A 17,776-nucleotide genomic window follows, 5' to 3' on the forward strand; every position below is an offset into this window, starting at 1 on the left:
ATCGCTTGCCTATAAAACAGCTAAAATAATTACGAACAAAGCAAAAAAAGAAGGTTTAAATCGATTATAACAAATGAACGAGGTTTAAACTGCAAGACTTTATGAATACATAAAATAGAAGCGCTACAACGCTTGCTCGACGACCCGTATTGTTGCTAATCCCGCCTCAGTTTAAACAGCTGGAATACATCCCCTTCCCTTTCCCTGGGATTATCGACTATAATCAAAAGAATGGGTATAAGATAACCACTATAATCATCGTTATAAGGATTTTTTAGGAGGTGAGACGCCATGAGTGGTTCCACACCTCGTGTCGTATTGGGAATGTCCGGGGGAGTCGACTCCTCTGTGGCTGCCCTGTTGCTGCAAGAACAGGGTTATGAAGTGATCGGCCTCTTTATGAAAAACTGGGATGATACCGATGAATGGGGCAACTGTACCGCCACAGAAGACTTTGAAGATGTCAGGCGGGTCTGTAGCCATCTCGGCATCCCTTACTACTCCGTCAACTTTGAAAAAGAATATCGGGATAAGGTGTTCCAATATTTTTTGGATGAATATCAAAAAGGACGAACACCCAACCCCGATGTGATGTGCAATAAGGAAATTAAGTTTGGCGAATTCCTGGACAAAGCTCTAGGATTGGGCGCAGATTATATTGCGACCGGCCACTATGCTCAAATCGCACAACATACTGACGGCTATCAACTCCTGCGCGGAGCTGACCCCAATAAAGATCAGACCTATTTTCTGTATACGTTAGGACAGGATCAGCTTTCCAAAGCGATGTTTCCAGTAGGGCATCTCCAAAAAAATGAGCTGCGAGCCATCGCTGAAAAAGCGGGATTACCCACCGCCAACAAAAAGGACAGCACCGGCATCTGCTTTATCGGTGAACGGGATTTTAAAGAGTTTCTCAGCCAGTATCTTCCCGCCCAACCCGGTGAAATGCAAACACTCTCCGGTGAAGTGAAAGGACGCCACGACGGCTTGATGTATTATACCTTGGGCCAACGGCAAGGGTTGGGCATTGGAGGCGGCGGCAGTGGTGAACCTTGGTTTGTCGTCGGCAAAGACCTGGAGCACAATGTCCTTCTGGTGGAGCAGGGCCATGACCATCCCGCCCTTTACTCCAACGGCCTTACCGCTTCCGAAGTACACTGGGTCAATCGGAAACCGATCACCCAACCCTTTGACTGCACAGCCAAATTCCGCTACCGGCAAACCGATCAACCGGTTCACGTCGAACCTCTCGCCGACGGAAAAGTGCGGGTTCACTTTAATCAACCGCAACGAGCCGTCACTCCCGGCCAGTCTGTCGTTTTTTATGATAAAGACGTTTGCCTCGGTGGAGGCATTATTGACACCATCCATTAAGATTGAAAATAACCATCCCGAGCGGGTAAGTGTCCCGGTCGGGATGTTAGTGTTGAATCAGATCCCCACCTGGATGATACTTTTTCTATAAAAGCAAATAATAGTATGAAAAAATATCATTGCTATTTAATTATAAATGAATTATAATTCTGAATGTAGTATATTCCAAAGATTCCCTTAAGGGGACAGTATATTGAAAATACTACATTCCATCTTGGCTTTAACAATGATTTTTGCTACTGTATTTGGTGTCAGTAGTAATGTTTATGCAAATGATGATGTAGAGGATAATTATGAAGAAATCGTAGATCCTGAGTTCGTTCCTGAAGAAAAAATTGTAAATAGTGAGCCAGGACCGCTTCCCAGTGAAAATGTCCCTAGTGATGTTTGGTGGACTGGATGGAAAATATATTCCAAATCTAAGCTGAGTGATGTTTATGGAAGCTGGAGACAAGGACCAGAAGGGAAAGGCCCAGGAACTGTAACACATTTTCACAATCTGTCACCGTATCTAATTCATATACAGGAAATCAGCAGGTGTCTAAATCAGCAGTAAGTTCGGCAGTGGGATTTAATATCTCAACAAGTTATTCAAAAACTGCTTCTTACAGTGTCACTGTTCCAAAGGGTGAAACTTGGCGTATTATTTATCGAGCTCGATATAATAAGTGGAAGGTAACACAACGCAAGTATCAACATCTCGATGGAAGAGACTATTGGTACAACACCTATGATTACGTTTACCCCAAAAAGTTCTCTAACTGGAGCTACTCCTACAAAAAATTATGAATCATTAAAGAGGGGCATCTTGTATGCTCCTCTTTTTAAAAAGGAGAGAAAACATAGTGAAAAGCAGAACATTAAAACCTTATATCGGCTTAATGATTATCTTAAATTTATTGTTATTGATAGGGTGTGATAAAGAAAACCAAAATCTTTCTGAGGTTAAAGGACTATTGATTTATGGAAACTGGGAAAGTTATCTTTATGCAAATACAGATGAATCACTCTTAATACAAATACCGATTTACGATTTTAGCAAAGAGTTAGAAGGTTATTCTGTAAATGTAGAAAACTTCGATATCGGTGAAGTAACAGATATTAAAATGGTTCCTCAAAACAAATTTGATGACTTTGAACAATACACATTGGAGTTTTCATTGATACCGAAAAAAGTTGGCATCCATAAAATTAATGATCTAACCATTGTCATTGATACTGGAAAAAATAAATATGAGGAAGTAATAGGAAAGTGGACCTTTGAAGTGGATAAACCTGACCCAAATGACTATCTAACGATTACAGGGGGAAGTTTATACGAGCCCTGGACTGGAGATTACAGTAGTGATTATGAATATCGTAGCGACATCGCTAACATTAGTGAGCGTGAGATTACTTTAAAACATCTATCTGTTAAAAATGACAACATAAAAGTTGAGTCGGCCAAAAACCTTTCCATTAAACCTGATGCCGAAGGGACACTTACGGCAAAAATTAATATCAGTGATACTACGGGTAATGTTTATTTACGTCCCAAACTAACGTATTCGATGAATGGAAAAACACTATCCTATCCCGCTAACTTAACCATGTATGCTTCTACTGTTCCAATGGATGAACTACGCAACCTCCTTCACGAAAAGAAAATGCTTGATAAATAAAATCGATGTCCATTATAAAAGCCAACGTTCAAATGAACGTTGGCTTTTACCATCATTTAATTCGTCACATGATAATGATAAGGGATACGGATCTTCTTCCCTTTTCCTTTATCCGCAGTGACGGTAATGTATCCTTGGTAATCGTTCCAGACTGTCTTGCCGGCAGCATCCACGGTAACCTTAAACGTGACGCTCTTTCCTTTGTTTACTTTTACCGTGGATTTGTCCACCTTTACCTGTTTCCCATCATCCACACTTATCGTATAATCTTGGTTTTTGTTGGTGGTGTTGGTCAGGGTAACAGTGAAGGATTTAGCGCTTTCTTTGCCTTTATTCGGCACTTGGCCGAAGCTGAGGCTGGCCGGGCTGGCCAAAGCCGGCGTATTCAAGGCCTCATTCACCTGAATAATCCCACCACCAACTGCCAAGGGGACAGCGTTATCCTTTGAATCAACCCCGGTTCCGATCAAAGCCGCTTTAATATCCTGTGGAGTCCAATCCGGACGGGCCTGGGTCAAAAGAGCCGCCGCACCGGCCACATGGGGAGCCGACATGGAGGTTCCGTTTTTCGAATTGAGTCCGCCGCCGATGGTTGCAGAGTAAACATTGGCTCCTACTGCAGCCACATCCGGCTTCAACGTATAGTTAACTGTCGGGCCACGGGAGGAGAAAAGCGCAACGGTTTCGCCATTTTCCGTGTTAAACTCTTCTAATGCTCCTGGATCAAAGACAGCGCTCGCCTCTGCACCACTCGACAACCACTCACCATCGTCAAGGGAAACCATTACAACCGGAATCGTCACTTTTGCCTCAACCGACATCCCAGAAGGATCTCCTGGAGCGTTATTCACCAGGATCACTCCGACAGCATTGGCTTTCTGGGCCGCTTCTCCCTTTTCTGTAAAGGTGCAATCGCCTCGTTTGATAACGGCAATTTTACCGGTGAGATCTTCTGTGATTCCTTGGCATGCCTTGCCGTCTCCATCGGTTACCACATGAAGCGGTGCTTCCACTTTTTCCGTCACGATACCACCGGGATCTGCAGTCGCTACTGGTAAGGTTTTGGTTTCACCGTCCACCGTTACATCGATCACTTGCCCGATAAAGTGGCTGTTGGCCACAGCCGCCACCGTGATCACCTTGTCAGCCGTCCCTGGCGAGCCGATCGTCATCGGGCCTGGACCACTGTTGCCGGCGGAGATTACTACTGTAACTCCAGCTTCGGTCGCACCGTTAACCACCGTATCCAACAAGTCAAAACCGGGTTCAGCAGTACCGCCAAGGCTCATATTGATTACATCCATCCCATCGCGAACTGCATCTTCCACCGCTGCTGCGATATAGATGCTTTCGGCACTGCAGCTTTCACATGGAAACACATTGTAATTGCCGAGATACGCTCGTGGGGCTACACCGGAAAGGGGCGTTTTGGCCACGCCGGAAGGATCTTTATAATCTTGAATACCGGCGATGGTGCCCGCTACATGTGTCCCATGATCGCCAATCGCTTCTGGAGTCGCTTTTGGATCAGGCCAATACACTTTAGCGGCAATCACTTTGTTGGTGGTAAATTGGCCTTCAAACCCTTCTTGCTCCTTGGGGAACCCTTCCGGCATCGGCAGAGAAGGATCTTGGAAGAAGGGATGATCTTGATCGATCCCACTGTCGATCACACCCACTTTTACATCTTCCCCTTTAAAACCGGAATTCCAAAGGGGTTGATTTTGTATGATGTCATGGCTGGTATTCATCGCCGGGAAGTACTGAACTGATTTCACGACGTTCTCTACACCCGGACCCTCTTCCAACGCTTTGGGATCAATTCCATCGGCTTTAACAGCCACTCCATTAAAGGTGAGATCAAACTCCTCTACAACCTTGGCTTTGGCGCTTTTTTTCTGTAACCAAGATTTGTAGTCAGAGCGTTTCTCTTTCAAATATTTCTGGTATTTTTTCACTTCAGTCGCTTCTACATCCAGCTGTTCATCTTCATCCACTTTCGTTGCAGCAAAGCCGGATACATCCCCTTCATAGGTCGAAACCGGGTCATCATTCAATTGAACGAAGTAATACTCTCCGTCAGATGAAGGGGTATTTTGATTCACACCATCATCGACATAGGATGCCTGTACCGGACTGGCTATCCCAGCCAGGACAATTACCAACGATAACGTAAGCAATAATCCACGCCACTTCTTGCTGCCCATCGTATTCCCCCTTGAATCAGAATGTCGAACGGATAAATAATACGCGACAACTTCGGCTATTTCCTGCAAATTTAAATAAATAAATTTTGAATGTCGAATTTTTACAACTTTTATCCTATAAGCTTATCTATCGATAGAACATACCACCTAACCACTCCTGGTTTTCTAACAAAAACAAGCCATTTATCATCCAGAACTAAGGGAACTTTGAATAATCCGGTACCCAATTCGCTGATTACCTTTTAGATAGCGACCGTCCCCGGTTCAAACCGTCACCGGTGTAATAATGAAAAAAAAAAGCGCAAAGCGCCAGTTCAGCCGTATAAACGGACGATGAGTTTTGGCCGAATCGATGTTGACTTATCGTACAGAGGTGAGGGGAGTATGCTAGTCGCTGGGCGCTCGCTAGACAGCTACTTTTATGCTTGTCTGAAAAAAGAAGGCAGTTCGCTAAATGTTAGCGTCTGCCTTTCATTCATCTACTCGATTTCTTGTCCAATTTTCACCCATGACCTCTCCTCTGCCGATTTTTCAATCGCTTCCAGCAAAATTTGATTCCTTACGCCATCTTCAAAATTGGGTTTTGGTTGATAATCCTCTGCAATCCCGCGGAAAAATTCATCGAACAAGTTGATAAAGGTATGCTCATAACCAATGATATGTCCCGCTGGCCAATAAGCACCTGCATAAGGATGCACTTCTTCAGTACAGTTAATTAAACGAAAACCTTGTTCTCCTGCTTCATCATCACTCAAATAGACTTCCAAGTTATTCATATTCTCCATATCCCAGCGGATTGAGCCTTTTTCACCATTGATCTCGAACTTATTTTTATTTCGATTACCATTGGCAAAACGTGTGGCCTCAAATGTACCCAGTGCACCATTTTCAAACCGAGCAATAATCGCAACTGCATCGTCAACAGTTACTTCGCCCATTTGATCCGAATTGCCTTTGGCACTCAACCCGCCGGACATCTCACCAAGGGGTCTTTCTTTAATAAATGTCTCCATCGTGCCAGTCAATTCCGTAAACTCGCCAATTAAAAAGCGTGCCAAGTCTAAACTATGGGCACCAATATCGCCAAGCGCCCCAGAACCGGCGATATCCTTCTGCAAACGCCAAACTAAAGGGAATTCCGGATCAATAATAAAATCCTGTAAATAGTTGGCGCGATAATGAAATACTCGCCCGATCTTTCCTTGGTCAATCAATTGTTTGGCAAATTGGATGGCGGGGGCAAAGCGGTAATTATGACAAATCATATGCTTGACACCGCTCTCTTTCGCCGCTTTATACATACGTTTAGCCTCCTCAACCGTTAAGGCAAGGGGCTTTTCAATAATAACATGTTTGCCTGCCTCAATCGCTGCAAGGGCAATCTCCACATGGGTATGATTTGGCGTGACAATATCAATCACATCAATATCGTCTCGTTCCACTACTTTACGCCAATCGGTTTCATACGCTTCAAAGCCAAATTTCTTTTGTGCCTCTTTTACGGTCGCTTCATTTCTGCCTACAATTACTTTCAACTCAGGCTTCAATGGCGTATCAAAGTAAAAAGGCAGATCGCGGTAAGCATGGCTGTGTGCCTTCCCCATAAACTGATAACCGATCATACCAATTCGTATCGTCTTTTGCTCTACGCCCACCATACATCACCTACTTTTTCCTTAATTAGGGTTCCCGCAATAAATCAACTGCCTTTTGAAAGCCCTCTTCTACAGACAATGAACCTCTCCCACCTGAAGAGGTGGGAGTTTCTTACCATCAGAATCAAGAAGCTCTCACGTATCGAAGGGTTTTCCCTCTATACTCGATCAAAGTGATCGGAAACCTTCTTGATTCCTAAGTAAGCAACAGGTACAGAGCGTACCAGGGTCGGAACAGACCATCTACTACTTCTCGCTCAAGCGATCCGTAGATACGTTTGCTTCGTCGAAACATCGAAATGCCGAATATCTCCATAGAGGGATTTCGCCAAAATATTTCTCGCTCCTTGGGTGTCTCGATGTTCTTGGTATCCGCATAGACAACGGTATTTTCTAGAAGAGATTTTCTTCCTCTTCTTGCAGACAGGGCATGTCTGACTGGTATACGATTCATCCACTTTACGAAGTTTTATTCCTTGTATCGCTAACTTATATTTCAAATATTTTTTCGCTTTTCCAAATGACCAGTTCGATAAACGTTGCCCTTGTTTCCGATTTGCTTTCTTTTTCTTCCGCGTCTTTCTCTGCACTCCTTCAGGATTTCCCATCTGTACATCGGATACGGACCGTTTGACACACCAATCGACAAATTGTCTGGTCGTTTTATGGAGAGCATCTTGCAGTTGTTTTTCTGACATCGAGAGCACATATCGTTTGGCTTTCTGGTACTTTTTCCACTGACGTGAACCCTTTTTACACTTGGACTGAGCTCTTTCCAATATGGCAATACCCGTTCTTTCTATTGCCACTCTAATACTTCTGGGTGGTCTTCTGGCCAAGCTGCGGTTACCCAAACCGGATATTTGGAGTGTTCTGATTCCCCAGGACAGCCCGAAAAGGTAACGACTGTATCCACTCCTAGTTTCTCCGCCAACAATACGGTTTGTTCGAATTGATGATGTTTTTTAGAGATTTCTCGATTAGGATGAAGCGGGTTTCCGTGACAACTTAGCGCACTAATGGTCAAATTGCGCGAATCAATGGCTTGTTTAAATGCCTCTAGTTTCTTCAAAGCCAATCGGTAAAGATTCAGGCCTCATACAACTGCTCACTGTCTCATAGTGCCTTCCTTCTTGCGAGGATTCATGGATACCATGCATAACGTCTAACACATGGTAAGCAAGTTCGCCATCGATTCTTGATTTTCGATTCGTTAAGATGGCATCGGCCATTTCCGCGACACCCAAACCTCGACTGTTGTTGTCCAAGCCATTTAATAATGGAATCTCACTCCATCCCTCCCCGTCTTTTCTTCGTACATAGACAGGCCCACCAAATGTATTAGGATCTGGCACTGCTAAACTGCCTTCTGTTCCGTATATTTCGATATTCGGCAGACGGTGATACCACGTATCAAAACTAGTAATGATCGAACAAACAGCACCTGACTCAAAATCTAATACTCCATTAATTTGTGTAGGTGTTTCCACCACAATTTTTTCACCGTATTTTGGTTCGCTTGTGATCGTTCTCTCTGGATATGTTGTCTGTGTAGAACCTGTTACCCGTCTAATCGGACCCATTAATGCAATTAATGCAGTTAAATAGTAGGGACCCATATCGAACATGGGACCGCCGCCCTTTTTATAATAGAAGGCAGGGTCTGGGTGCCATCTCTCATGGCCGGGAATCATCATAAAGGCAGTTGCGGAAACAGGTTGGCCAATCCAGCCATCTTCGATCAGCTTCTTACATGTCTGAATACCCGCCCCTAAAAAGGTATCAGGGGCATTGCCCACATAGAGACCTTTCTGTTTAGCAAAGTCTAATATTCTCTTACCATCTTCCCTTTCGACAGCCAGCGGTTTTTCTCCATAAACATGCTTACCGTTTTCCAACGCCTTCATGGCAATTTCTGCATGAGCGGCAGGTATTGTTAAGTTGATCACTAAATCGATCTCCGGATCTTGTAACAATTCATCAGTTGTATATGCCTTGGGAATATCGAACTCCTCTGCCCGTTCCTGTGCCCTCTCGATTAAAAGATCTGCAATTGCTACCACTTTATAGTTAGGAAAGCGCTTTTCATTCTCTAAGTAAATTCCGCTAATATTGCCACAACCTACAATACCAACTTTTAGCTGCTTCATGATTCAACCCCTCCTCTGCTTGCCCATAACATCCCTTTTTGCATCAATTGAAGCACCTCTGGCATTCTTACGATCGCGGCAACATGCCCTAATGAACAGTAATATACGTTGCCTTTGCCCCACTTCTTTGTCCAGACGACCGGCATATCCACTTCTCCATTTGTTTGATAGGGACCCTCTGCATTGGGAAAACGAGTGGTGGCATGGACGTGAACCGCTGGATCGACGTGCATATAATATTGTTCGGAAACAACAGTAAAGTCTGCCATACCTTCTGTTAATGGATGATTGGGATCTAAGATATGGACTTGGTATTCCACCCCATCATTTCCGGGGTGCGCTACCCATTGTCCTCCTACCATAAATTGATAATCGACTTCCATTCGAAAAGAATCTCCCATGCCGCCATGCAAACCGGCAAGTCCTGTGCCAGCTGCGACAGCCTCCAGCAATGGCTGTAATTGTTCTCTCTCAATCGTTCCTTGTGTCCAGTTCGGTACGATTAAATCATATTGGGTCAGATCGTCTTGACGTAAGGGTTCCAGTGAATCTGTGATTTTTACATCAAAATCAATTTCCTTCAATACTTCTGATAAGATATTTGCTACTTCTTCCGGCTCGTGGCCATCCCATCCCCCTTGGAATATTAATGCCTTTTTCAATATTCTCACCCTTCTTTTTGTTATTTTCTAACCTTTCACCGCACCGATCGCTACACTGCCTATAATCCGCTTGGAGAAAATCGCAAAAACAATAAGTATCGGCAGGACGGATAAGGCAACACCTAAATACTGCACACCATAATTTGTGCCATAATATCCTTGAAGCAATTGAACAAGGAGCGGCAATGGATATTTCTCATTAGAAAATAATAACACCAACGGGCCGATGAAATTGTTCCAAGAACCGATAAATGCGAATATACCGAGTGCGGCTAAGGCTGGTGCCAACATGGGAAGGATGATCCGGTGAAACGTTTTGAATTCACTTGCCCCATCCACTCTTGCTGACTCAATCACCTCATCTGGTATCGTTCCATCAATAAATTGTTTGATAAAAAATACGGCAAAGGCATTTGCAGCAGCTGGTAAAATCAATGCTGCATGGGTATCCAACAAGTTCAATAGATACATAATCCGAAATGTCCCAACCAGACCTAGCTGCTGAGGAACCATCATCGTTGCCAATACAAACCAAAACAATACCTTATTGCCCCTAAATTTATATTTTGCAAAACCATATGCAGTTAGTGCACCAAAATAGAGAGTTAACGCTGTTGAACAGCCTGCTATGATTAAACTATTGAAGAAACCCCGCCAAATGTTGATATTTTCTGTCATATACTGATAATTATCGATGAGCGCTTCACCTGGAAGAAAAATAAATTTGGAAGCAATATCTGCATTGGTATGTGTACCGTAAACAATCATCATATAAAACGGAACCATACAAACAACTGCCAGCAAAATAAGAAAAACATGAACGATCATGTGACTAGGTTTTACTTTTCTCGATTTAGCAACCTTGTGACTGATGGTTGCCATTTTTGTCTGTGACATCGTACACCCCCCCTTAATTTGGTTCATTCTTTGTTCTGATGTTCATCATTTTAAAAGATAGTATCGAGAAGACGACGATGACAAGAAACAGTCCAAATGCAATTGCCGAACCATAACCGTATTGATAGCGGGTAAATGCTGTATCATACAAATACATCACACTAGTTAGTGTTGCATTATCGGGTTGTCCCGATCCGTTCGTCAAGGTGTATGGCTGATCAAAGATCTGCATTCCTCCGATAATCGAGGTGATCACTTGAAAAAGAATGATCGGTTTTAATAACGGTAAGGTAATACTGAAAAATACCCTCACTTTGGAAGCACCATCCATTTCGGCAGCTTCTAACAAATCCCTTGAAATGCCTTGGAGACCTGCGATATAAATAATCATCGAATACCCAAAATACTGCCAAAAAAGAATGGAGGATACCAACCCCCTCATGAAATTTGGTTTATCTGTCCAATGAATGGGATCATCAATTATGCCTAAACCCATTAAAAACTGATTGAAACTTCCTGTTTGCCAGCTAAATATTAAGGCCACTAACAAACCTAATGAGGCTGCTGTAACAATGTTCGGAAAGAAAAATACGGCTCGAAAAAAACTTTTACCTTTCACAAATTTCTCATGCAGGATGACAGCTAATACTAAACTGACGGTCAGCTGTGGAATAACCGAAACAATCCAGATCGCTAATGTATTGAACAAGGACTTATAGAAGAAAAAATCGCCAACTAATCTCTGATAATTTTCAAATCCGATTATGGTCGGATTACCAAAACCATCCCAATCCGTAAAACTTAAATAAAGGGAATACAAAATTGGATACAATCCAAACACGAGAAATGTTATAAAAAACGGCGCTATAAAAAGATAACCATAATTATCTTTTCGCAATGTCTTTGAAAACATTATTTTTCCCCCTCAGTAGGATGGGATAAGTCGAAATTCCCCTAATCCACTTGAATTTCCGGAAAATGGCGACCGACTTCTGTCTTAAATGTTTGAATCATATCTTCTTTCGTCTTTAATCTGCCGTTTAAATAATCATTTACCTTTTCACTCCACAAAGCATTAATATCATTGTCATAGGGTGTTTGGGGAGCAGAAGGCACTTCTTCACCTGCCTCATCAAAGAATTCAAAGTATTTCTGACCCCCTAAAAAGTCTGAGGTTAATTCTGGAGCTAATTCGGTATTGATCTCTTGGTTACTTAAAAAGTACTGCTCGCTCTCTGCCAATTCTTTTAGAAAGTCTCGATCCGTGGTATAAAATTTCATAAACTCCCAAGCTAAGTCTTTATTCTCGCTTTGGTTATACATGGCTAAGAAAGTACCGCCGCCGCTAAAAGCCTTTGGTCCATGAGCTAATCCCCATTTACCCGATGTTTCAGGGGCATTCCTTTCAAAAATATGAGGAAGTCCCCATGTTGGCTGGGCATAGAACATAACCGTTCCCTGCTGCATAGAAACAGTCCAGGCAGGGCCCCAAGCTTCATAATTCGCAACCACCTTCCTCTCTCTAGCTTCTTTCACCAGATCCAATTGATTCAGCCTGACTGAGTCAATCACTAACTTATCATCGACAATCCAAGGCTCCTTTATATTCGAACTTTCTACAGAACCAATATCTTCCCAGCTGGGCAATGCATGGACTTTTCCATTACTTTCCTCAACTACTCTCTCTCCGATATCCATGATTTTATCCCAGCTAGAGATCAATTTACTTACTTCTTCCGGATCGTCTGTCCCCAGGTATTTTTGCGTTAGATCACGTCGATAGAAAAAGCCGCCTGGAGTACCTTGATATCCTAATCCTCTTACTATGCCTTCCTCATCTCTTTCATTATCTTGGATATATTGATATTGCTGGTCTAGTATTTCTTCTGCGTTATAAGGTTCTTGCGATAAATTTTCTAACCTTGGGATTTGTCTAATCTGAGGCCAATAACTCTTTTCTACAAAAAACACATCGGGGACGTTTTTTTCTACTTGTAAAACGGAAATTAGTTTTTGTACATAGTTATCATTGGTAATAAAAAGGAGGTCTACATCAATATCGGGGTGTTTCTCTTGAAACTTTTCCACAGCATATTTAGCTTCATCAGTGAATGTCCAAATTCTAAGTTCTTTCTTCTTCTGAGCTGATGAAGATGAACAACCGGCAAGTACAACTAGTAAAGTTATCATCGCTAGGAAACTAAATATTAAATATTTTTTTGCCATTTTCACTCCACCTTTTTCATTTTTATACGAAAAACCTTACTTTACTCCATACTCATTAGATTGATGTAAACGCTTTCAAATAACTTTTTAAAAACTTACATAACATCCATTTCCTTTGGCAATCCGATTCATTATTCATCATATGTGTACTTACTTTGTTCATTCAATAAACTTACTTCGGAGGTTATACTACTTCATAAACCTTGTCAAGGATTGATTTAACGAATCAGCAATGGGATATGATTCAGCTCTAGATCCTGCTATTTTTTAGGAAATGAACATATTGAAAAAGTTCCATTTGCCTTTTTTAGAGCTGGTTTTGCAGCTGTATTCTGGTTAATGGATGAACTGGCTTCGGATTCGCTGTCCCCAACCATCAGGCCCAGAATCCCACAGTAGTCCTCCTCATGGACTTCAATCCCCGATGCTTGGTATGTCTTGTTCCCGTTTACTCGCCGCGAACCACACGAAAACCTTGATCGGGGCCAATACCACTCGCCTCAAACTTGCCCCGAAAAGATATCTCGTTGTTGCTGACATCGCCGATCCAACCGCCGCCCTTCACAACCCGGAAAGAACCGCTATCACTATCCAAGTCTCCGTACCAGTTCCAGCACCATTCTCTTACATTACCTGACATATCGTAAAGTCCTAACTCGTTGGGTTTCTTGACACCGATCGATTTTGTTTGATTATTGTTGTTTTCTATGCTAGACCAGTTCCAATCTCCTGTTAAGTATTGATCTCCAGCGTTTCTCCAATACCATGCTACTTCATCTGCATGATTGCTTCCGCTGTATGTGTAACCCTGGCTCAACTGACCTCCACTTGAAGCATATTCCCACTCCGCTTCAATCGGCAATCGGTAACCATTGGCTCCCTCATTGACCGTTACTGTCCATTTTATCTGATCGTGCTCACTCTTGTTATTGGGGTCTTTTTTATTCTTGTCTATATTGTAATACGGTTCCAAGCCCTCTTTTATACTCCTTTTATTACAGTACTCAATCGCGTCATACCAACTCACCATTTGTACCGGCAAACGGTCTCCTTTGAATGCTGACGGATTGCTTTCCATTACTTCAATCCACTCTTTCTGAGTTACCTCATATTTTCCGATATAAAAGTCCGATATTGTTACACTTTTTCCATAGTAGTTGGATTGTGTGTTCGTAAAAGTCCCACCTTTGACGAATACAAAGTTATCATCCTCTTGAGGATTTTGTTGGGAACAAGCGCTGACCACAACTATCATTGCCATTAAGAGGTAAGTCACAATTGGCTTTCTCATTGATATCTCCTTTGGACTAACAGGGTAAGCGATAGGTCGTAACGATCTGCAACCCGCCTTTGGCAACGTCGAATGCCGTTCGTCTTGCGTGGTAAGGTATCTTTTGTTGAAATATATAAGGCCGCCGGATGTTAGACCGGCGAGCCCTGGCAATATTAATGATGAAAAGACTTTCTCAATGGTCTGGCGCCCGTCAGTTGCTCTGCTTGCCGTTGATCTATTACCACACCGTTACATCAGAACTGCCGCTACTTTGATATCCCTCTGTCGCTAATACCTGGTATGCCCAACTGCTTCCCAGATTCATGCCGGCATTTCGCCATGCGTTAACGTGGTTGCTGAAAGTGATCGAGGCGTTGTTGCCGGTTGGCCTCTTTGACTGTCGCACACTCCAGTATTGTGGGAAAGTTTGTGTGCCATCAATGGAAGGCGCGTTGTATCGCATAGTCGTATAGATGTCATATGTGCCCCCATCACTGGTCACGGTGCCTTTATACTCTCCAGTAGGTCTGTACGTACCCCAGCTATCCACGACGTAATATTCGATGAGCGGGGATCTTGTCCACCCATAGAGAGTCAAATACGCATTTCCTTGCGGCGACCAGACGCCGGCATTGTAGTTGATTGTCCGAGATGGTGATCCGGTATCCCAGCCTTTACCGACAACAAAATTGCCGGTATTTGTCCAGTTAACACTGTAATTGCCACCCGATCCATTGGTAGCATTTACTGTCCCACCACCATCGGTCCAATATTGCCAATAGGTATTCGCACTTGCGGGTTCTGCAAACAAGCCAAAACTCATTAAAGCTGCAACAGATACCATCAAGATTTTCTTATACATGATTTACCTCCTAAACGATTCTAGGGGTCCCAGTGGCAGTCTGTAGCTACGCTTACTCAGGCAGACGCCACCGGGACCACTAGAGGGTAGGTGTGCCAAAGTAGAGCGAAGCTGGGTGAAGGATGTCAAACTTACCTACATAATACCGTGACTCTCGGACTGTCATCTCCTCCCTAGGTGGATTATGTAAGCGGATACATAATATTTGCTTACATTTGAAATGGCACCAATGAATCTCACTTTCTTTATCAAAAGTATATCACCTGGAATAAAGTTTGTCTATTGGCCAAACTAATATTATTGCGAAAACTTTGCTCGAATAGGCGAAACAAGTGCAATTGGTTAACAAAAACATTGCGAAGATAACTCCCCCACGAAAAAAAAGCCCAGTGAAATGAAGATCTGGTCTGTTGAAGAGATGGATAAATATTTGGTTGCAATGTAGAACGCTTATACACCTTATCTTATCTGGCATGCAGTACTGGTATACGTCAAGGGAAACTCTTAGGTTTGAAATGGTCAGATGGAAACAGTAATATCCACATCCAGCGGAGTACAAAGAAACAGTAAAGGATTCGTTGTAAAAGCTCAACCCAAGTCCTCCAACAGTCGCCGATCCGTCAATTGAGCAAGCAGAAGTGACACCCTTTTGGTTCCACGACTTATGTCATATCCATGCTACACTGATGTTAAAACAAGGGGTTCACCCCGAAATAGTATCAGAACGCTTAGGGCACACCAGTATTAGTCTAACGTTAGATACGCACTCCCACGTTATTCCAAGATGCAAAAAGATGCAGCCAAGATGTTCGATTCGATGCCGCCTAATCAGAGTAAACGATCGCTTTCACTGATAAAGGTTTGCAATACGTTTGCAAATCGGCAGTAGCGGAGTACCCCCAATTTACCCCCCAAACGCAAAAAAGCCGCTTCAATAGCGGCTTTCCTGATGGCGTGCCCTGGAGGATTCGAACCCCCGACCTTCTGATCCGTAGTCAGACGCTCTGTCCAGCTGAGCTAAGGGCACATATGATGGTGCGGACGAGAGGACTTGAACCTCCACGGTCGCAATGACCACTAGATCCTGAGTCTAGCGCGTCTGCCAATTCCGCCACGTCCGCATAATGACGCTGTTTCCAGCGTTTTACCTACGCATCTTTTTCGATACTCCGCATTAGATTCCGCTTGGCTTATCGAAAGGCTTGCAGTTGGCTATGCGCTAGTTTGGAGAAAGGTGCGCCTCGCCGTGAAGTGATGACTTTCAGCAGCGACATTATTTATTGTATTACATCACCGAGTAAAAGTCAATATCTTTTTTTGTGGCTTTTACATTTTGGAGGCGGCACCCGGATTCGAACCGGGGGTAAAGGATTTGCAGTCCTCTGCCTTACCACTTGGCTATGCCGCCATGAAGAATGAAAAGAAATCAGACGCACACAATAACTCAAGAACAACGGAGGTGATACATTTGATTCCATTAACTTCCCCATTGGAAGGCATCACTGATGACTTTATGACCATAGACCGCTTCTTCAATGATGAAGGATTTGTTCTTGGTGGTGGATATGAATATGATCACGGATATTATGATAAAGCCCTCGATTGGGAAAACGACAACGCACATCAAGCTTATCTCCGCATCCCGGTTACCGCCATCGAAGGCAGTATCGGCACGCGCAAGGCAACTTTACAAATCGGAAAGCCTTTTGTCCTCAAACATGAATATCAAAAAGGATTAGACGATCATGTTAGTATCGGACTGCTATCAGGTTCCTTCAACCAATTTGCAGAACCCGCGGACAAAGATGCTGATGTGGAACAAAAATGGGTCCAACGTGCTCAATCGGAGCTGAAGCAATTGGAAAACCATTTTCAAAATGGCAGGGGCGGCAGGAATCGAACCCGCATTTGAGGTTTTGGAGACCTCTGTTCTACCATTGAACTACGCCCCTACAACGCAGTGGTGCCGGCGAGAGGACTTGAACCCCCAACCTACTGATTACAAGTCAGTTGCTCTACCAGTTGAGCTACACCGGCGAAAATGGTGGTTCGGGACGGAATCGAACCGCCGACACGAGGATTTTCAGTCCTCTGCTCTACCGACTGAGCTACCGAACCGCAGGTATTCAAGATTATATCATGCGCTTTCCACTTAGTCAAGACAAGGTTATGGCGGAGAGGGAGGGATTCGAACCCTCGAGACGGGTTTAGCCCGCCTACACGATTTCCAATCGTGCTCCTTCGGCCAGCTCGGACACCTCTCCATAAATGAATATATAAGGCTTAACTCATTATATACGGTAACATCAAGAACCCAATTGTGCCTAAAAGCAAAAGCAATGAAAATCCAATGGATAAAACAACACTGATGGCACCCATGATAATACCCGCTTTAGCCTGCCCGCTCGACTCCGCTGAACGTGCTACGAACCCTAGGATCAAAGCAACCGCACCAACAACTAAACAAAATAAAGGGGAAAAGATGCCGAAAATAAGTGCAAACAACGGTGAGATAAAAGTAAACACTAAGCTCGTAATTCCGGTAATCATCGCTATTAGTGCCTGTCCGTTTAAAGCAGGATTTCCCCGAACAGATTTTGCCATTTGTTTTGCTGGTTCCATTTTGATCGCCTATTTTAAAGCTAAAGCATAAATGGATACAATTCATGAGGCTATAGGTACCCACTAATTTTATCCTAAAAAGGAAAAACGCCTGGCAACGTCCTACTCTCCCAGGGGCCTGCGCCCCAAGTACCATCGGCGCTGGAGGGCTTAACTGCCGTGTTCGGGATGGGAACGGGTGGAT

Annotated in this window: 16 protein-coding genes, 7 tRNA genes, 1 rRNA gene and 1 pseudogene; 5 read left to right on the plus strand and 20 right to left on the minus strand. The window is 43.5% G+C overall.

Going from position 1 to position 17,776, the window contains the following annotated elements; translation table 11 throughout:
• Positions 1-291 precede the first annotated feature (291 nt).
• The 3 genes from mnmA to C8J48_RS13190 all read left to right on the plus strand — a co-directional run bounded on the left by mnmA (position 292) and on the right by C8J48_RS13190 (position 3,038).
• A complete protein-coding gene (gene mnmA / locus C8J48_RS13180) occupies positions 292-1,377 on the plus strand; it encodes a tRNA 2-thiouridine(34) synthase MnmA (RefSeq protein ID WP_107727493.1) in 1,086 nt (361 codons plus the stop codon).
• Positions 1,378-1,570: 193 nt separating this feature from the next.
• Complete coding sequence (locus C8J48_RS13185; protein WP_107727494.1) at positions 1,571-1,933, plus strand: hypothetical protein; 363 nt, start codon at positions 1,571-1,573, stop codon at positions 1,931-1,933.
• Between the two features lie 289 nt (positions 1,934-2,222).
• On the plus strand, positions 2,223-3,038 hold the full coding sequence (locus C8J48_RS13190) for a hypothetical protein (RefSeq protein ID WP_107727495.1): 816 nt from the start codon (positions 2,223-2,225) through the stop codon (positions 3,036-3,038).
• Positions 3,039-3,094: 56 nt separating this feature from the next.
• Here the strand turns inward: C8J48_RS13190 and C8J48_RS13195 are convergent, their stop codons facing one another.
• From C8J48_RS13195 to C8J48_RS13245, 11 genes are all read right to left on the minus strand, one after another.
• A complete protein-coding gene (locus C8J48_RS13195) occupies positions 3,095-5,245 on the minus strand; it encodes a S8 family serine peptidase (RefSeq protein WP_107727496.1) in 2,151 nt (716 codons plus the stop codon).
• A gap of 479 nt (positions 5,246-5,724) precedes the next feature.
• Positions 5,725-6,900, minus strand: a complete 1,176-nt coding sequence (locus C8J48_RS13200; protein ID WP_425430463.1) for a Gfo/Idh/MocA family protein — start codon at positions 6,898-6,900, stop codon at positions 5,725-5,727.
• A gap of 257 nt (positions 6,901-7,157) precedes the next feature.
• Positions 7,158-7,709, minus strand: a complete 552-nt coding sequence (locus C8J48_RS13205; RefSeq protein ID WP_170105485.1) for an RNA-guided endonuclease TnpB family protein — start codon at positions 7,707-7,709, stop codon at positions 7,158-7,160.
• On the minus strand, positions 7,700-7,978 hold the full coding sequence (locus C8J48_RS13210) for a TIM barrel protein (RefSeq protein ID WP_107727499.1): 279 nt from the start codon (positions 7,976-7,978) through the stop codon (positions 7,700-7,702). The genes C8J48_RS13205 and C8J48_RS13210 overlap by 10 nt, the downstream gene beginning before the upstream one ends.
• The gene (locus tag C8J48_RS13215; RefSeq protein WP_211316626.1) at positions 7,950-9,050 is read right to left on the minus strand and encodes a Gfo/Idh/MocA family protein; all 1,101 of its coding nucleotides are present in this window, start codon (positions 9,048-9,050) and stop codon (positions 7,950-7,952) included. The genes C8J48_RS13210 and C8J48_RS13215 overlap by 29 nt, the downstream gene beginning before the upstream one ends.
• The gene (locus C8J48_RS13220) at positions 9,047-9,712 is read right to left on the minus strand and encodes a ThuA domain-containing protein (RefSeq protein WP_107727501.1); all 666 of its coding nucleotides are present in this window, start codon (positions 9,710-9,712) and stop codon (positions 9,047-9,049) included. Before C8J48_RS13220 ends, C8J48_RS13215 begins: the two co-directional genes overlap by 4 nt.
• Before the next feature lie 27 nt (positions 9,713-9,739).
• On the minus strand, positions 9,740-10,609 hold the full coding sequence (locus tag C8J48_RS13225) for a carbohydrate ABC transporter permease (protein WP_211316627.1): 870 nt from the start codon (positions 10,607-10,609) through the stop codon (positions 9,740-9,742).
• 13 nt (positions 10,610-10,622) lie between these two features.
• On the minus strand, positions 10,623-11,522 hold the full coding sequence (locus tag C8J48_RS13230; RefSeq protein WP_107727502.1) for a carbohydrate ABC transporter permease: 900 nt from the start codon (positions 11,520-11,522) through the stop codon (positions 10,623-10,625).
• A 41-nt stretch (positions 11,523-11,563) separates the two neighbouring features.
• Entirely contained in the window at positions 11,564-12,835 is a 1,272-nt protein-coding gene (locus C8J48_RS13235) for an ABC transporter substrate-binding protein (protein ID WP_245891154.1), read from the minus strand.
• Between the two features lie 448 nt (positions 12,836-13,283).
• A complete protein-coding gene (locus C8J48_RS13240) occupies positions 13,284-14,126 on the minus strand; it encodes a formylglycine-generating enzyme family protein (RefSeq protein ID WP_107727503.1) in 843 nt (280 codons plus the stop codon).
• A 220-nt stretch (positions 14,127-14,346) separates the two neighbouring features.
• The gene (locus C8J48_RS13245) at positions 14,347-14,970 is read right to left on the minus strand and encodes a glycoside hydrolase family 11 protein (protein ID WP_107727504.1); all 624 of its coding nucleotides are present in this window, start codon (positions 14,968-14,970) and stop codon (positions 14,347-14,349) included.
• Between the two features lie 647 nt (positions 14,971-15,617).
• On the opposite strand from C8J48_RS13245, the pseudogene C8J48_RS19230 reads away from it, so the two are divergent.
• Positions 15,618-15,824: pseudogene (locus C8J48_RS19230) on the plus strand (hypothetical protein); the annotation flags it as partial.
• 96 nt (positions 15,825-15,920) lie between these two features.
• Here C8J48_RS19230 and C8J48_RS13255 read toward each other — a convergent pair.
• The 3 genes from C8J48_RS13255 to C8J48_RS13265 all read right to left on the minus strand — a co-directional run bounded on the left by C8J48_RS13255 (position 15,921) and on the right by C8J48_RS13265 (position 16,378).
• A tRNA-Arg gene (locus C8J48_RS13255) sits at positions 15,921-15,997 on the minus strand.
• A gap of 6 nt (positions 15,998-16,003) precedes the next feature.
• A tRNA-Leu gene (locus C8J48_RS13260) sits at positions 16,004-16,091 on the minus strand.
• Between the two features lie 213 nt (positions 16,092-16,304).
• Positions 16,305-16,378, minus strand: a tRNA-Cys gene (locus C8J48_RS13265).
• Between C8J48_RS13265 and C8J48_RS13270 the strand changes: the two genes are divergently transcribed.
• Complete coding sequence (locus C8J48_RS13270; RefSeq protein ID WP_107727506.1) at positions 16,343-16,882, plus strand: YugN family protein; 540 nt, start codon at positions 16,343-16,345, stop codon at positions 16,880-16,882. The two genes, C8J48_RS13265 and C8J48_RS13270, sit on opposite strands and share 36 nt — an antisense overlap.
• Here C8J48_RS13270 and C8J48_RS13275 read toward each other — a convergent pair.
• From C8J48_RS13275 to rrf, 6 genes are all read right to left on the minus strand, one after another.
• A tRNA-Trp gene (locus C8J48_RS13275) sits at positions 16,849-16,922 on the minus strand. The genes C8J48_RS13270 and C8J48_RS13275 overlap by 34 nt on opposite strands.
• A 9-nt stretch (positions 16,923-16,931) precedes the next feature.
• Positions 16,932-17,007 (minus strand) — tRNA-Thr (locus C8J48_RS13280).
• 5 nt (positions 17,008-17,012) lie between these two features.
• A tRNA-Phe gene (locus C8J48_RS13285) sits at positions 17,013-17,088 on the minus strand.
• 52 nt (positions 17,089-17,140) lie between these two features.
• A tRNA-Ser gene (locus C8J48_RS13290) sits at positions 17,141-17,234 on the minus strand.
• Positions 17,235-17,253: 19 nt separating this feature from the next.
• Positions 17,254-17,592, minus strand: a complete 339-nt coding sequence (locus C8J48_RS18955; protein ID WP_211316628.1) for a DUF4190 domain-containing protein — start codon at positions 17,590-17,592, stop codon at positions 17,254-17,256.
• A gap of 89 nt (positions 17,593-17,681) precedes the next feature.
• Positions 17,682-17,776: ribosomal RNA gene (rrf, locus tag C8J48_RS13300) — 5S ribosomal RNA — on the minus strand; the annotation flags it as partial.

The sequence above is a fragment of the Desmospora activa DSM 45169 genome, assembly GCF_003046315.1.
GTDB classification, from domain to species: domain Bacteria; phylum Bacillota; class Bacilli; order Thermoactinomycetales; family DSM-45169; genus Desmospora; species Desmospora activa.

Coding starts and splice junctions, on each gene's coding strand:
- C8J48_RS13235 (WP_245891154.1), bottom strand. CDS start 12,835: ATGGCAAAAAAATATTTAATATTTAGTTTCCTAGCGATGATAACTTTA.
- C8J48_RS13225 (WP_211316627.1), bottom strand. CDS start 10,609: ATGTCACAGACAAAAATGGCAACCATCAGTCACAAGGTTGCTAAATCG.
- C8J48_RS13230 (WP_107727502.1), bottom strand. CDS start 11,522: ATGTTTTCAAAGACATTGCGAAAAGATAATTATGGTTATCTTTTTATA.
- C8J48_RS18955 (WP_211316628.1), bottom strand. CDS start 17,592: ATGGAACCAGCAAAACAAATGGCAAAATCTGTTCGGGGAAATCCTGCT.
- C8J48_RS13195 (WP_107727496.1), bottom strand. CDS start 5,245: ATGGGCAGCAAGAAGTGGCGTGGATTATTGCTTACGTTATCGTTGGTA.
- C8J48_RS13215 (WP_211316626.1), bottom strand. CDS start 9,050: ATGAAGCAGCTAAAAGTTGGTATTGTAGGTTGTGGCAATATTAGCGGA.
- C8J48_RS13240 (WP_107727503.1), bottom strand. CDS start 14,126: ATGAGAAAGCCAATTGTGACTTACCTCTTAATGGCAATGATAGTTGTG.
- C8J48_RS13245 (WP_107727504.1), bottom strand. CDS start 14,970: ATGTATAAGAAAATCTTGATGGTATCTGTTGCAGCTTTAATGAGTTTT.
- mnmA (WP_107727493.1), top strand. CDS start 292: ATGAGTGGTTCCACACCTCGTGTCGTATTGGGAATGTCCGGGGGAGTC.